The sequence below is a fragment of the Pseudomonas sp. PS01299 genome, assembly GCF_029960145.1.
GTDB lineage: Bacteria > Pseudomonadota > Gammaproteobacteria > Pseudomonadales > Pseudomonadaceae > Aquipseudomonas > Aquipseudomonas putida_A.
In genome coordinates, this window is sequence record NZ_JASCPO010000148.1 from 1 (window position 1) to 14,230 (window position 14,230).

At 50.2% G+C, this 14,230-nt stretch carries 14 protein-coding genes, 1 pseudogene and 2 riboswitches; of the genes and pseudogenes, 5 read left to right on the plus strand and 10 right to left on the minus strand.

From position 1 onward, the window contains the following. A pseudogene (locus QMX91_RS21480) lies at positions 1–637 on the minus strand (IS3 family transposase); the annotation flags it as partial. 112 nt (positions 638–749) lie between these two features. Here QMX91_RS21480 and QMX91_RS21485 point away from each other — a divergent pair. Continuing rightward, positions 750–1,559 (plus strand): histidine phosphatase family protein, encoded by an 810-nt coding sequence (locus QMX91_RS21485; protein ID WP_282413329.1) that lies wholly within the window; start codon positions 750–752, stop codon positions 1,557–1,559. 296 nt (positions 1,560–1,855) lie between these two features. Here QMX91_RS21485 and QMX91_RS21490 read toward each other — a convergent pair whose 3' ends face one another. Beyond that, positions 1,856–2,563: a response regulator transcription factor gene (locus tag QMX91_RS21490; RefSeq protein ID WP_282413330.1), complete on the minus strand. Its 708-nt coding sequence runs from the start codon at positions 2,561–2,563 to the stop codon at positions 1,856–1,858. A gap of 147 nt (positions 2,564–2,710) precedes the next feature. Between QMX91_RS21490 and QMX91_RS21495 the strand changes: the two genes are divergently transcribed. The 3 genes from QMX91_RS21495 to QMX91_RS21505 all read left to right on the plus strand — a co-directional run bounded on the left by QMX91_RS21495 (position 2,711) and on the right by QMX91_RS21505 (position 6,454). Then, positions 2,711–3,403: a response regulator transcription factor gene (locus QMX91_RS21495; RefSeq protein WP_282413331.1), complete on the plus strand. Its 693-nt coding sequence runs from the start codon at positions 2,711–2,713 to the stop codon at positions 3,401–3,403. After that, complete coding sequence (locus QMX91_RS21500) at positions 3,381–4,748, plus strand: ATP-binding protein (protein WP_282413332.1); 1,368 nt, start codon at positions 3,381–3,383, stop codon at positions 4,746–4,748. The genes QMX91_RS21495 and QMX91_RS21500 overlap by 23 nt, the downstream gene beginning before the upstream one ends. A 794-nt stretch (positions 4,749–5,542) precedes the next feature. Then, positions 5,543–6,454, plus strand: coding sequence for a glycosyltransferase (locus tag QMX91_RS21505; protein WP_282413333.1), 912 nt, complete (start codon positions 5,543–5,545; stop codon positions 6,452–6,454). A gap of 575 nt (positions 6,455–7,029) precedes the next feature. Here QMX91_RS21505 and fetB read toward each other — a convergent pair. From fetB to crcB, 8 genes are all read right to left on the minus strand, one after another. Continuing rightward, positions 7,030–7,827 (minus strand): iron export ABC transporter permease subunit FetB, encoded by a 798-nt coding sequence (gene fetB / locus QMX91_RS21510; RefSeq protein ID WP_282413334.1) that lies wholly within the window; start codon positions 7,825–7,827, stop codon positions 7,030–7,032. Then, positions 7,824–8,522, minus strand: a complete 699-nt coding sequence (locus tag QMX91_RS21515) for an ATP-binding cassette domain-containing protein (protein ID WP_282413335.1) — start codon at positions 8,520–8,522, stop codon at positions 7,824–7,826. The genes fetB and QMX91_RS21515 overlap by 4 nt, the downstream gene beginning before the upstream one ends. 738 nt (positions 8,523–9,260) lie before the next feature. Then, positions 9,261–9,581 carry a DUF190 domain-containing protein gene (locus QMX91_RS21520; protein WP_282413336.1) on the minus strand — a complete coding sequence of 107 codons (321 nt, stop codon included), beginning with the start codon at positions 9,579–9,581 and terminating at the stop codon, positions 9,261–9,263. 86 nt (positions 9,582–9,667) lie between these two features. Beyond that, positions 9,668–10,048, minus strand: a complete 381-nt coding sequence (locus QMX91_RS21525; RefSeq protein WP_222017677.1) for a DUF190 domain-containing protein — start codon at positions 10,046–10,048, stop codon at positions 9,668–9,670. Further along, positions 10,045–11,373 (minus strand): voltage-gated chloride channel family protein, encoded by a 1,329-nt coding sequence (locus QMX91_RS21530; protein WP_349016840.1) that lies wholly within the window; start codon positions 11,371–11,373, stop codon positions 10,045–10,047. The genes QMX91_RS21525 and QMX91_RS21530 overlap by 4 nt, the downstream gene beginning before the upstream one ends. Positions 11,374–11,457: 84 nt before the next feature. Beyond that, a riboswitch (Fluoride riboswitch) is annotated at positions 11,458–11,526 on the minus strand. A gap of 87 nt (positions 11,527–11,613) precedes the next feature. Then, positions 11,614–12,144 (minus strand): inorganic diphosphatase, encoded by a 531-nt coding sequence (gene ppa / locus QMX91_RS21535; RefSeq protein WP_282413338.1) that lies wholly within the window; start codon positions 12,142–12,144, stop codon positions 11,614–11,616. A gap of 19 nt (positions 12,145–12,163) precedes the next feature. Then, positions 12,164–12,505, minus strand: coding sequence for a DUF190 domain-containing protein (locus tag QMX91_RS21540; protein ID WP_282413339.1), 342 nt, complete (start codon positions 12,503–12,505; stop codon positions 12,164–12,166). 12 nt (positions 12,506–12,517) lie between these two features. Then, positions 12,518–12,901 carry a fluoride efflux transporter CrcB gene (crcB, locus tag QMX91_RS21545; RefSeq protein WP_222017669.1) on the minus strand — a complete coding sequence of 128 codons (384 nt, stop codon included), beginning with the start codon at positions 12,899–12,901 and terminating at the stop codon, positions 12,518–12,520. Positions 12,902–13,035: 134 nt separating this feature from the next. Further along, a riboswitch (Fluoride riboswitch) is annotated at positions 13,036–13,097 on the minus strand. 621 nt (positions 13,098–13,718) lie between these two features. Between crcB and QMX91_RS21550 the strand changes: the two genes are divergently transcribed. After that, on the plus strand, positions 13,719–14,141 hold the full coding sequence (locus QMX91_RS21550; protein WP_282413340.1) for an HD domain-containing protein: 423 nt from the start codon (positions 13,719–13,721) through the stop codon (positions 14,139–14,141). Positions 14,142–14,230: the final 89 nt, after the last annotated feature.

Below are 14,230 nucleotides of genomic sequence, written 5' to 3' on the forward strand. Positions count from 1 at the left end.
CTTTTTTTATGAGTTCATTCGCCCTCATCAACAGGTCATGTTCAAGCTGCAAACGGCGAACATCGAGCTGGAGAGATTCGAGTTGCCGCTGCAACTCCTCTCGTTCCGGTGACGATGAGGGTTCAAGCCGACACTTCATGGATGGGGATACCTCTGGGCCGAGTAGCTGGTTTTTCCAGTTGTACAAGGTCGGCCTGCACACGCCCAGCTTTTGAGCCAGGGCTTTCGCACTTTCTTTTCGCGTGCACAGCGCGATGACCGCTGCCTGCTTCACCGCTGGCGGCCGGGCTAACCCGTCTGATCGACCGACAATACGCGTATGCAACTCGGGGTGCATTTCGTAAATCCAGGCACGCAACGAATCCCGCACGGGGTAGCCCAACGCCTTGATGGTAGCGGCGATGTTGCGACCGTATTCGAGATAGTGCCCGACAGCCTTTTCCCTTTGGGCCAGTGAGTACTTCGACTTCGAGTTCTCGTAGCCACGCGGCAGGTCGAGGCATCGCTCATACTCTGCGTGCCAGCTCTTCAAAGAGTTCTTCGTCGGGAAGCCCAACTGACGAATAGTTGCCCCGATTCGCTTGCCCAGTTTGATGTAGAGCTTGACCGCTCGGATACGGTCTTCGTATGAATACATGAACTACCTCCAGGTAGTCCAAGATTTCCGCCGCATCCCCGGTGGGTCAGTTTTCAATCAGCGGCAACATCCAGCTCAGCCAACTGACACCTGCTCTTCACGAGCGATACGAATGGAATATACCCGGCCAGCTTTATCTTCACATTCATTTCACCAGCCTTTCACTTACCCCTATACAAACTCTTATATGTTTTTTCGCGCTAATTATCAGAATTTTTACATCCCGTACCATAGGAGCAGCACGATAGTGATGTCAAAGCTAAATACGACCACAAAAAATAAACCGGATTTTTTTAGCGTGCTCGCAAAATACAAATACCTTGCGGTGGTAGTTATTGCCGGACTCATCACCATCGCCACTTACTTCTTGCTGAAGGGGGATTCACTCGCAAATCTCGGGCAGGCTAATGCCATACAAGTGGCAGATCTAAAGTTACGATGGGCTAATGGCGACGTGATTGCTTTAGTACGCCATGTGGAGCGTTGTGATCATTCAAGTGCCCCTTGTTTAGATAAAGCAGATGGCATTACCAACCGGGGTCGAGATGCTGCTATTGCGTTGGGTAAGGAATTTAAAAAGCTCGGAATAGAGAAAACTGACATCTACAGCAGCCCTCTCACTAGAACCTCTCAGAGTGCATTATTTATGTTTGGCCATGCAAATCCAGAAAAAAACTGGCTAATGAACTGCAAAAAAAACATGCTTCACGATGTACTTCAACAAAAAGTAAACGGTCGCAACATGATTCTCATCACGCATAGCGAATGCATGGCGCAGCTCGAAAAAAGCCTGAAGCTGTCTACGTCGACCACGCTAGACTATGGCATCTCACTTTTTATATCAAATCCTGAATCGGGCGGTACTCCGCTTGCTCTTGGCTTTATCGATGCTCAAAATTGGCAATCTGTTTTTTCAAATTGAAGGTAACCTGAGTACTTCACTATGGTCAGCTAGCCATTCACTCCGAAAGGCGCTTTAAACGCCATGCAGTGCAGCCGGGAAAACTACCGCAAGGAAGCATAACCTGAGTCGCTTACTCGCAGTGTGACAGTACCACTCAACCTTTAAAACAATCAAAATCACATGATCGGGTTGCGAGACACACCGACGACCCCAGTAGTTGGAGGACAGCACAAAAATCCTTTAACGATCCGCTAATATTTCACCGCCGGACTCCCCAAAGAAAAAGCTGCAGCCCTCTGCAGCCTCTGCTCTGTTTATGACGGGGCGGGTGTTCCGGGCAAGCTCTCCGATACGCTGAGGCAATAGCCTGCACCGGGAATGGTAACAATCAGTGTCACCCCAAATCCTTCATCTAATTTGCGACGAAGACGATAAATATGTTTATCGATAACGTTGTCATTGGGATCGAACTCATAGTCCCACGCACTCTCAAGTAACATCAAGCGTGTGACAATCTCACCACAATGTCGCATGAGTTTTTCTAAAATTAAGGTTTCACGGTGAGCAAGGGTGATCGTTCGCCCCATTCGTGTCACCGAGCGAGACGCGCAGTCGAGAGTCAGATCGCCAACACATATAGTGCCCGCCGCACTAGCCAACAGATCAGATGGTCGCAACAAGGCATCCAGCCGAGCCAGCACCTCAACGAAAGCGTAGGGCTTTACCAAATAATCGTCACAGCCAGCCTGAAGCCCCTCAACACGCTGCTGGGTGGAAGCTAAAGCGCTGAGCATCAATATGGGAGTCGGCACCTTTTCCCGGCGTAACTCTCGCACGACAGACAAACCGTCCAAGCCGGGTAGACATCTATCGACAATCAACGCGTCGTAGATTCCTTCAAGTGCCATAGCGAGGCCGTCGCGGCCATCTACTGCGGTATCGACGACATGTCCGCTCTCACCAAGCCCTCTTACCAGGTAAGAAGCAGTACGAGTATCATCCTCAATGACTAAAATACGCATACGTACCTCGCACCCAGTTAACTAAATTTTTTTTCATTTTTCCGGAACCCCAGTGTAAAGATTGACTTGGCACACTGCGTCATCGAAAAGGTCACTTCATTTACGCCTTGCCTAAAACTCTCACGTCCGGAGCTCAACACAAAGCCTATGACCCAAGTATTGGTTATCGAGGATGATTCTGTCACCTCTCGGGAGATCGAGGCCGCACTTCACGACCATGGTTTCGATGTGACGCTGGTAGATAATGGCCGTGAAGGCTTGCTAACTGCCATCAGCGATACCTTTGACATCATCGTCTTGGATCGTATGCTCCCCGGCGCCCTTGATGGCCTGGGCTTGTTAACTGCCTTGCGCGCCTCCGGCATCACCACGCCCGTTTTGATTTTGAGTGCCCTGAGTGCCTTAGATGAGCGGGTTCGAGGTCTTCGCGCAGGGGGGGATGATTACTTGACGAAGCCGTTCGAATTCATCGAATTGACGGCTCGTTTAGACGCGTTGAGTCGCCGACGCATGCCTCCAGCCGCAGCAAATCGAGACAGTCGATTACGCATTGGCAACCTGGAAATCGACCTTCTGCGCCGCTCTGTACGGAGAGGCGAAAGGCAAGTCGAGCTGTTACCACGCGAATATGCGCTGCTGGAGTATCTGGCGCAACATGCCGGGCAAGTTGTCACGCGCACCATGCTGTTCGAAGCGGTGTGGAATTATAATTATGACGAACGCACCAATGTGATTGATGTCCATATCGGACGTCTCCGTCACAAGATTGATGGTGAAAATGATACCCCCATGCTGCAAACAATTCGGGGGGCAGGTTATGTCCTACGTTCGCCTGAGTGAAATTCCACGAACCATCAGCTTTCGAACAGCGCTCATGTTCTTGGCATTATTTGGTTGCTCGTTTCTTGCACTATTCGGCTATATCTATTGGCAAACAACGGGATATATTATTTCCGAGGTGGACGCGGCATTGCATAGAGAGGTTGATCGCCAGAACAACCTGCAACCTAAACTGCGCCAATTGGAAATACTCAAACATACCGAACAGGACCCCGAAGGTCGACTTCCACTTACTCTATTCGACTCCGAAGGTAAGCCCATTGCTGGAGCGTTACAAATATTACCCGGCTTCCGCACCTACGACAGACCTACAGAATTCATGTGGGATAAAACTATTGGTCGTGATCGGCCCGTCCGCTATCTTGTTCATAAATTAGAAGATGGCACCACTCTGTTCATCGGCCAAGACATCCACGATATTCGTGAGTTCGATGAACTTCTTGTGAACGCCCTGATCTCGGGCGGCTCATTGCTATTAGTGGTAGGGTTATTGGGAGCCATTGCTTTAGGTATCTCTGCTCGACGGCGTTTGGATATTTTGAGCCGCTCGATAAAAAAAATAGTGGAGGGAGACCTCAGTGGACGATTACCTACCCGTGGTAACAACGACGATATCGACCGAATTGCCGGCGTAGTCAATGGCATGTTAGACGCACTTGAGCGATTGATGAGCGAAGTAAAAGGTGTCTGCGATGATATTGCACACGACTTGCGTACTCCGCTTACTCGTTTGATAGCCGGATTGGAACGTGCACAGCGGCGAAATTTAACGCAGAAAGAGTATTCTCGCGCCATTGATGCAGCAATTGAAGATGCCAAGGGGTTGATGCAAACCTTCCGTGCCCTGCTGCGGATCTCAGAAATCGAAGGTAGCGCTAGGCGAAGCAATTTTTCCGCCGTTGACCTCAACATAATTTGCGCAGATGCCGTTGAGCTTTTTGAGCCTTTAGCAGAGGAGCGCGGTATGACCCTAGAGCTCACTCCATGCAGCAGGCCCGCCGCTGTATTGGGTGACTCACAGTTACTCTTCGATGCAACTTGTAACCTACTCGATAACGCAATTAAATTTTCACCAGATGATAGCAGTGTTGAAGTAACGGTGTTATCGGACGCCCTCCACTGCGGAATCAGCATCCGCGATAGCGGCCCCGGAATACCCGAGTCGGAGCGTGAAGCAGTTTTTCGACGACTATATCGCTCCGAGTCTAGCCGTCATACCCCAGGAAATGGCTTGGGATTAAGCATGGTTTCGGCCGTGGCACGCCTGCATGACATGACATTGCAAGTGCACGATGCTCAACCCGGATGTCGGGTTAGCTTGATAGGCAGCGCTCACAGCGCTTGAATTCTTGATATCCAGTGAAGAAACGACTGCGTACTTTGGGATAGCCTCGATCTGACGAAGCATCCATCCCCCTCACCTAAATTCAACAGGGCGACTTCCTCCCTATGCGGCGAGTTGGTGAGGCTCTTATCAACTCCACCAAACCACTCCGAGCAAGGCCTCAGATTTTTGTACGCCTATCTGAGTGTCCGCTCGACCATCAATCGTTGATTTCGAGGCTTCATCAAAGGCCCCTTCCATTTAAGTTACCCGCCATGTCGTGGCAGCGCAGAGAGAGAGACGGATGCTCCGCCGGAGACTTCGATATTGATCTGACATGTCGGCACTTCCCCCTAAGTGAAGTTGCTATCGGAACAGACCGCATTTCATCCCTCAACAGTTCAGCCGCCAGGGTAGAAACAAACCTGTCAAAAAATTCATCTACCGGGGAACAAGGTGAAAGGTCACTTCGCACAGAATGATCGAAAACCTGATGTTTATGCCAAAAAAAAGAGCTGACATTATCGTGTCGCACACATTCGCTACTGAGATTTTTTAACACTTTTTCAAAATTAGAAAGTCTTCTCCATGACGAAATTGCCGGCAACCGAATGCAATAATATTGGTTTCGAATATGGATACCTCAAACAAGCTGCAAAACTCAAAAGCAGATAAGTACTGGCTACTGAAAAATGGTAGACCTAGAGATTATAACGATGCCAAGCCTAAACCCCAAAAAAGCACTCTATCAATCAGAAGAACCATTTAGCTATTTTGACCAGTAAAAGCAGCTAGCCATTGAGGCTCAATAGACCATGACAAGTAAACTCCCAAAAAAAGCAATATTCAGCATTGCTTTGGTTAACTATAAATCACTTGAGCTAACCAAAACATGCTTACATCTTCTGCACGAGGCTTTGCAGGGCAAAGGTGTTCCTGTTGTTGTGGTGGACAACAACTCTAATGATGCTAGCAGCGATTATCTGAAAACATTGAACTGGATCAATCTGGTCGAACGTAAAAACACTACGCCTGAAGCAGGAAGCATCGCCCATGGCCGAGCTCTTGACCTTGCTCTGGACGTAGTTGATACCGAATATCTATTTCTATTACATACCGACACATTTATATACGACCCTAATATCTTCAGCATGATGATTGGATTGTGTACCGATCAACGTGAAGTAGCAGCCGTTGGATGTCTTGAACAACTAGACCGAGGTATTGTCCGTTCTGCCTGGCGAATGGCATCACGATTCTTCAAGCACTACACCCGGCGTAGCTTACTTGCTATTGGCGTCAAGGCAAGGACACCGAAACCATATAGAGAAAACCACCTGAAGAGCTTTTGCACTTTATGGAATGTGCATCTGATTAAAAAGCATGGCTTGCACTTTCAAATGGATGATCGTAACCCAGGCTATGAGCTGCAAGATAGAATGGCAGCACTGAACTACAAGATCCGATTGATATCGCCACGGAAGATATTTCGCTATCTTGATCACATTCAGAGTGGAACTGTTTCAGCGATGGGTGGTTATTCTGACAATCACAGAAGAGTCAAGATGTACCATCAGATAACGCAAGAGAAGGCATTTTCGGCTCATTCAGTTGACTCGAAAATCACTTATTATCAATGCTCTAAACAAAAACTGCTCGGCGGCGCTACGATAATGAAACTCAGGCTACTCATTAGTAAACACTTCAGAAAACATAGGACTCATTGAAAGCTGCCGTCATATTTTGGTGATTATCCAGCTCATATACTTATGATTTGCAACGAGCCAGTTTCAATACAATGAAAAGCGCTATCAAGTAAAAATTAATAAAAACAGGCATCAGCAGCGCGCGTGTAACTCATGTATCTTTTCACAAGTATTAGCAAGACTTCATTAGCTGAATATTTTTGCTCCGAACTCTCAACATGAAATCGAGACCCTAATGAAAAAGCAAAACACTATTCGCGGTAGTGACGCGATATTAATTAATATTTTAGATAGCACCGAGCTTAGGTATTGGACTAAAAAACTTGGATGCACAAGTGATGAAATCCAATCAGCGGTCAAACAGTCTGGTGATTCGTTGACCGCAGTCAAACAGCATCTCGCCCTGATACAGAGATGACACTGCAACTATAGAAGGTCCGATTGGTTGATTTTCGGAAAATTGCAGCCTGTTATTGAGGTCCATATTTAGCGTTGCCGCGCTGCGTTATTTTTTAACACAGCGCGCGCCACATCCAATATTTCATCACACTACAGGTATATAGCACCCGACTCTGAAGACACCAACCCCTGACTAATTATCCACGCTCCGTCAGTTTCGCGGCTAAGAATCGATGTTCTGGCGAGAATAATCGTCTGTATGTTAGCAACACCGCACACACCGTTCCTAGCGCTGAGGATGCTGCAATTAGAAACATGATGATGATCTGATAGCGCACCGCTTCGATTGGAGGCTGACCAGCCAATACCTGACCAGTCATCATCCCAGGAAGGCTAACCAATCCAACCACGGTCATTTGATTTAGTGTTGGAGTCATTCCTGCGCGAACCGCTTGTCGAGCGGGTCCTTGAGCCGCCTCCCATCGAGAGCCTCCGAGCGAGAGGCTCATTTCCACAACATTTCGACCTGCTGTTAACTCCTGCGTCATCCGCTCAATACCAAGGGAGACGGCCGTCAGCGTATTACCCAATATCATCCCAAGAATTGGAATTGCGTATTGCGGCTCGTACCATGGGTGAATTCTGATGACCGCAAACAAGCCGATTGCCGTGACTAGCCACGAACTCAGCCAGATTGAAACGATGCTATCGATTCGTTGCCCTGCGTAAGTGCGTTGTCCCCGTGCTGATGACGCCAATCCAGCAATCAACGTCATAGTAGCCATCAACGGTAATACGACATACCACTTTGAAAAATTAAACACCCAACCTAATAGATAGCCAATTGCAAGCAATTGTACCACTGTGCGAATCGATGCCCAAGCCAACTTACGTTCCAGATCAAGCTTGAGGGCTAGTGACAGCGCTCCGTTAATCAAAATCAACGACGCTGCGATGCCTATATCAATCATAGATAAGTTCTGATATGCCGTCATGACGCGCGCTCGCTTAATATTCCTGCACTCATTGTAAGCCTTCGCTGACTCATGCGACGAGCCTGCTCATGATCGTGCGATACCCAAATATACGCTCGACTACTATTGTGCCAAGCTGCTACAAGCGATTCGATATACCCTGTGGATTCAGGGTCCAATGAAGCTGTAGGCTCATCAAATAAAAGCACGTCCGGCTTGAGCTGTAACACTCTAATAAATGCTGCGATCTGGGCCTCTCCACCTGATAGTTCGCAGGCACGTTTGCCAAGAAATCTATCGTTTCGTCCTGCTTCTTCAACTAGCCGAACGACGGCGCCACGGTCAAATTTCAGATCCTGATACACCCTCAGCGAAAAGGGATAACGAAGATTTTCCTCGACTGTTCCTTCCAGCATGGCAGGACGTTGAGGCAGATAGCATACGTTACGTCGATACCTCGGTATTTCTGATCTTGAAATTGCTTTATTACGCCACAATACGATCCCCTCATCCAACGAGTCGAGTAACGCTATCGAACGAAGGAATACACTTTTCCCCGAACCAGACGCTCCGCTCACTGCGACACGATCCCCATCGCACAATTCAAAATTGGTGGCATTGAGCAAAGGCCTTCCATCTTTTTTATCGATGCAACTAATTCCATTAGCTCTGATCAGGGAATTATCAGATAAACAGTCGGGATAAGTACTTGGCATCAAGACGCTCGGCTTTCGGCTAAAAGGTTTATTAGGTGTACTACAATGATTCCCATTAAAGGGACCAACAGTACACCGATGATTAATTCGGGTAATTCCCAAAAAGCTGAGGCGTATTCGCCTTTCGAGGTCATACTCAACAACTGCGACATCTTTTGCGAAAAAGCCAGAACGCCCAGGCAATAACAAGTCAAAGCCTCAAATCGAGTACTTCGATGAGGTATCAGGCGGCTGACCAAGAAGCTCATGACGATGCTAGCGAGGAAAAGCCCCACCAAGCCAGGCATCGAGCTGGTGCATAGACATCCGACTACAGAGCCAAGGGTGAGACTAGTCACATAAACTTTCATGACCAGCCTCCGCATAGCTCGGTCGCCCTAACTGTGAGCAAGGAGGACGACAATTCAAAGCTACTCAGAATCATTGCCCACCGGCTCCACACCTGACACACACGCGAGGGCACCACCCAATACATTTGCTTTGCATGCTTCCTCACTAATCATCTGTGTCAGAACCAATGCCCCCTCCACAGAACTGATGGTATACCAACCCGTTTTGGTGAAGTTTTGGCCTGTTCCGGCGACCCATAACATCGCGAATGCCCAGAGTAGTAACCCTACGAGCAGTCGCTGGTGTTCGCGGGCCCAATCGTTAACGGTAGGTTCAGGACGAAGGTATCGAACTCTTAACATGACGTGTCTCCTGTTGTTTTATGAGATTGCGCATATTTACCGCTTATCACGATGCCGCTCCGATGCGTCCGTACTCGACCGGAACTTTGACGTACGCCACATCGACATGCTCTTGTGCCAGGGCAGTCAGGAGCCTTTGGCAGCCTTCCTCGCCCATCGAAACTGTGACAGCAATAGGCTGATCAGCAAGCTCAAAAAAATGCGCTGAATGGAAGTGTCCTGCCTGATCAAAACCCTCTGCCCCTGCTACCAATGTGCCGCCCAGTGCACCTTGCTGCTTGGCAAAATCCAGTAGCCACTCGCCCATCGGTTTATGGTGGTACCGGGCGTTTTGCTCAGTGAAAAACGTAAGTTGATAGCCTTTCATGGGTACTTCCTTTCGACGATTACGAATTAGAGAAGTGAGGCGGCTCTCGCAGCAGCGACTAGCGCTCCCTGCGGCTGGGTTGCTCTTTAATCCAAAATTAATTCGCCCTGCTCAAGCGGCAACTCGCACAGCAACAGCACCGCTCTGACCTTGCGTAACTCTTCGGCGTGCTCATGCATGAACGCGCGCAGACGCTCCTCCGTGTCCAACAATTCCAGACATTGCGGATGGCGCATCGAACTCACTTCGGGGTGGTGGTGCGACAGACGCTGGCCCGGAAGGTAACCAGCGCTGATTGACCGCAGCATGGCCTGCTTGATATTTGCACGTCGGGCGACATTCAAAAGATGGTGGGCCAGTACCGGAGGGCTGAGGCGATGCCAGAACCGCGTAACCTTGGCGCGGCTCGCAGCAGGAAAGTACAGATGCAGCGCGGTAATGTGTTTCTTCGATGCTTTAATGGTCATTGTGCTTCGTCCAGGACGGTGATTTCTTGTTCGGTTTTCGGTGGGTTGTTCTTACGGAACTGCTTGATATCCGCCAGACGTAACTCTTCTGGCAGCTCGCGACGGTGCTTGCTGTGACCTAGTCGCTGCGCGTGGTAGATGCCGGTGTGTCCGGAGAAGAGATAGCTCGCTATGCATGCAATCGCGGCGAGGGGGCCGATTTCCGGCCCGAAGAGTTCCATGGCCATGACAGTGGTTGCCAATGGCGTGTTAGCAGCACCCGCGAACACTGCTACGAAACCAATTCCTGCCAGCATCGGAAATGGCAGGTGTAACAGCGGTGCCAAGGCATTCCCCAGCGTTGCGCCGATATAGAAGAGAGGGGTCACTTCACCACCCTTGAAACCAGTCCCCAGCGAAGTGACGGTAAACACCAGCTTGCCGAGAAAGTCCCATGGAGCCATGGGCACCTCGAAAGACTGAACAATGCTTGGAATGCCCAACCCAATGTATTGGTAAGTCCCAAGCGCCCATACAGCAGTCGCGATGACGACCCCGCCTGCAAAAGGACGTAAGGGTGGGTAGGTGATCCAGCGTTTAACAAATGCACTGAGCTTTTGCGTAGCTGTTGCGAAAATCAAACCGGTAAGGCCAAAGATAATGCCGGCAGCCACCACCGCCATTACGCTCCAGAACGCTACTGGTACAACCTCACCAATCGCATAGTGGGTGTGAAGCACTCCCCAAGCCTGACCTACCTGGTCGGCCACGATTGCGGCAACCACACACGGGAACAATGCGTCGTAACGCATCCGTCCAATCGCAAGCACCTCCAGCCCAAAGAGCGCACCGGCCAATGGCGTTCCAAACACCGAAGCAAAACCAGCGGCAATACCCGCCATCAATATTACTCGTCGATCTTCACGACGCATACGGAACAGGTGCGTGAGCTGATCTGCAAGCGCCCCACCCATCTGCACTGCCGTTCCCTCACGACCGACTGAGGCACCAAACAAGTGCGATATGACCGTACCGCCCAATATCAGCGGGACCATGCGCAATGGCACAACCTTCTTGGGATCGTGAATTTCATCGATGATCAGGTTGTTGCCGGCGTCGACGGTTTTACCCATCAAGTGATACACAAGGCCGACGGCGAAACCTGCTATTGGAAGCAGCCAAATCGCCCAGCGATGAGTCTCACGCCAGTTGGTCGCATGATCCAAAGCAAACAGAAAGAAGGCTGAAGCGGTACCAGCAAGGAAAGCCACAAGGCATGCGAGGACAAGCCACTTGCCAATATAGGGCAGTAGTTCAAGTTGTTCAGGACGTCGGAATCGAGACATTGGGTCAGCCACACGAAGAAATCGGGGCCTGACCAAAAACGAGGAATGTGAACGCGAGCGCCTACAGACCTGGTCTATGATCAGGTGTCTGTAGGCATCATCAGCTGCGGCAAGCGCAGCGGTTCATGGAGGAATGCCATCTCCAGCGTGGCCGATCATACCCAGTAACAATTTCAAAGTAAAATGGCTTGATTACCGCCCATCTCACCTCTCGTTGTCGTTGCAGGTACGCCGTGCAGACTATTTCGGTACGTAGGCTGCAACCGACTTGCGAATTTCCTCCCGCGCTTCATCAGCGCTGCCCCAACGCCCCATCTTCACCCACTTACCCGGCTCCAGAGCTTTGTAGTTTTCGAAAAAGTGCTGAATCTGAGCCAGCAATATAGCTGGTAAATCACTGCACTCCTTCACATCGTGGTACAGGGAGCTGAGCTTATCGTGAGGGACAGCAATGACTTTTGCGTCTGGGCCTGCTTCATCGGTCATGTACATCACGCCCACCGGACGGCTACGGATGACTACCCCCGGAGAAACTGGATAAGGGGCGATTACCAGCACGTCCAGAGGATCACCGTCTTCACTGAGCGTGTTAGGGATAAAGCCGTAATTGGCGGGATAGAACATCGGCGTGCTGAGAAAGCGGTCGACAAATATCTGCCCACTGGGCTTATCCACCTCATATTTTATTGGGGAGTGGTTTGCAGGAATCTCGATGACGGTAAAAAAGTCATCAGGAATCCCTTTGCCCGCAGGAACGTCGGCATAACTCATATTCACTTCTCCACTTTCATCAGGATGGGGTGTTGGATTTGTCAGCTTTTTTTCCAATGGTGCCCAGTTCAATCGGTGCCTTTATGTAGAACAAGGAAATATCCTCAGCCTCCAGGCGCTCGAACAAGCGAACACATTCTTCTTGCGTGATGGCTAACCGAATTTCGGTTGGCTGGTCAGCAAGCTCAAAGAAGTGAGCTGAGTGAAGTCGACCGGTATGCCCAAAGCCTTCGATAGCGGTTGAAAGCGTGGCTCCACGCAACCCCATTTGCTTCGCTAGGTCGATGATCCAGTCGCCGAGCATTTTTCCTTGATAGCGTCGATTCTGCTGAGTAAAAAAAATCACCAGAAAACCATTCATGATCAATCTCCTTTAGCGTGCGCTAAACAGTTGATACGAGAGAAGCCCTGCGGCCGTCATAGCCAAAGAGCCCATGACATGGAGCGCTATGGCTCCAATTGCCCAGCTGAACCGGCCCTCTTGAATCAACTCGACGGTTTCTGCTGAGAAGGTAGAGAATGTGGTGAGACCGCCACAAAAGCCGGTGATGATCAGCAGTCGCCATTCGGGACTCAGTGAGGGTGTCGCAGACAGAAAAGCGATGGCGAGGCCAATGATGTAGCCCCCGATCATATTAGCGATCAAGGTACCTGGAGGGACCGTTGGGAATAGGGTGTTGAGTTTCACGCCAAGCAACCAGCGCAGCCAAGCACCCAGGGAAGCCCCAATGGCTATGACTAGTAATGATTTCATCATCAACGCAAGTCTCCATGCCGTCTGTACAGGCCGGGAGATGCTGATTTGAGTACCAAGCGGGATGGTTGCTGATAGCTTTTCACAGTCTGTCCTTGTGTAAGGACAGGTGCGCAGGCCTACGAACCCTGTCCAGGGTTTACGTAGGCATCATCAGCACAAAGGCGGTTAAAGGAGGAATGCCATCTCCTGCCCAGATCGTATAGCAGCAAGGTTGATTGTTTCAAGGGATTGTAGTTCAGCTTGTTGTAGCTTCCATGGCTTTTGCATCGGCACTGTCTTGGTGGACGTAACGTCAGGCCTTCATTGACGAATTGCCATAGGTGCTCACTGGCCCCCGAGTTTTACGCGTTTCAAGCAGATACTTACTGATCTTTGGTGTTCAGAGGCTGTCGTTACGTTAATTATGGGGCTCCTCCATCATCCAAATAAGCCTAGTGACCCTTCCGCAACTCTGATCAACCCGGCGTGTTGATCTACCTGCGTTGGTTGCGCCTCAGAAATTCCAGTGCCCACAAGCCATCACTCGGCTGTGGAGATTGGGTAGTAGTCAGAGCGGTTTCACCGCCGATCAAGAAATGGCGTGATTCTGCAAGATGGGAATGATGCAACGACAAGTTCGCTGGTCACTTCGAATGCAAATGACTGGTCAAGTCGAATGCAAACAGGTGGTCAGTTGCTATGCAAACGGTTGGTCAATTGATTGCAATTACACAAACAACATTCCCAGCCAGTGGGGCGCTTGAAAACAATCGGCAACTGGCTCAAACGCAACATTCATGTCGGCGGCCGTTACGGCGTTTAACCCACAGAGACTCCCATGACCCAGACCCTCGAACGCGCTATCGCCATCGCTGCCACCGCCCATGCCGGGCAGGTCGACAAGGGCGGTGCGCCGTATATTCTGCATCCGCTGAAAGTCATGTTGCGCATGAGCACGCTGGAAGAACGCATCGTCGCCGTGCTGCACGATGTGGTCGAGGATTGCGGTATCAGCCTCAATGATTTGCGTAAGGAAGGCTTCAGCGAAGAGGTGCTGACGGCGATTGAGTCGGTGACCAAAGTGCCGGGCGAATCCTACGAGGATTTCGTCGAGCGCGCGGCGCAGAACCCGATTGGCCGGGTGGTGAAACTGGCGGATCTGGAGGAGAACAGCGACCTGTCGCGCATTGCCTCGCCAAGTTGGGAGGATCTGGAACGGGTCGAAAAGTATCGGCGGGCGATCGGGCGGTTGCGCACGTAAAAACGAATCCCCCCTGTAGGAGCTGCCGAAGGCTGCGATCTTTTGATCTTGCTTCTAAAAATCAAAGGCAAAAGATCGCAGCCTTCGGC

Bases quoted from the DNA above. Each gene is read 5' to 3' on its own strand.
- QMX91_RS21500 (WP_282413332.1), top strand. From the start codon at position 3,381: ATGTCCTACGTTCGCCTGAGTGAAATTCCACGAACCATCAGCTTTCGA.
- QMX91_RS21485 (WP_282413329.1), top strand. From the start codon at position 750: ATGGAATATACCCGGCCAGCTTTATCTTCACATTCATTTCACCAGCCT.
- QMX91_RS21530 (WP_349016840.1), bottom strand. From the start codon at position 11,373: ATGTCTCGATTCCGACGTCCTGAACAACTTGAACTACTGCCCTATATT.
- QMX91_RS21515 (WP_282413335.1), bottom strand. From the start codon at position 8,522: ATGCCAAGTACTTATCCCGACTGTTTATCTGATAATTCCCTGATCAGA.
- QMX91_RS21540 (WP_282413339.1), bottom strand. From the start codon at position 12,505: ATGAATGGTTTTCTGGTGATTTTTTTTACTCAGCAGAATCGACGCTAT.
- QMX91_RS21495 (WP_282413331.1), top strand. From the start codon at position 2,711: ATGACCCAAGTATTGGTTATCGAGGATGATTCTGTCACCTCTCGGGAG.
- QMX91_RS21525 (WP_222017677.1), bottom strand. From the start codon at position 10,048: ATGACCATTAAAGCATCGAAGAAACACATTACCGCGCTGCATCTGTAC.
- QMX91_RS21520 (WP_282413336.1), bottom strand. From the start codon at position 9,581: ATGAAAGGCTATCAACTTACGTTTTTCACTGAGCAAAACGCCCGGTAC.
- QMX91_RS21550 (WP_282413340.1), top strand. From the start codon at position 13,719: ATGACCCAGACCCTCGAACGCGCTATCGCCATCGCTGCCACCGCCCAT.
- QMX91_RS21505 (WP_282413333.1), top strand. From the start codon at position 5,543: ATGACAAGTAAACTCCCAAAAAAAGCAATATTCAGCATTGCTTTGGTT.
- fetB (WP_282413334.1), bottom strand. From the start codon at position 7,827: ATGACGGCATATCAGAACTTATCTATGATTGATATAGGCATCGCAGCG.
- ppa (WP_282413338.1), bottom strand. From the start codon at position 12,144: ATGAGTTATGCCGACGTTCCTGCGGGCAAAGGGATTCCTGATGACTTT.
- crcB (WP_222017669.1), bottom strand. From the start codon at position 12,901: ATGATGAAATCATTACTAGTCATAGCCATTGGGGCTTCCCTGGGTGCT.
- QMX91_RS21490 (WP_282413330.1), bottom strand. From the start codon at position 2,563: ATGCGTATTTTAGTCATTGAGGATGATACTCGTACTGCTTCTTACCTG.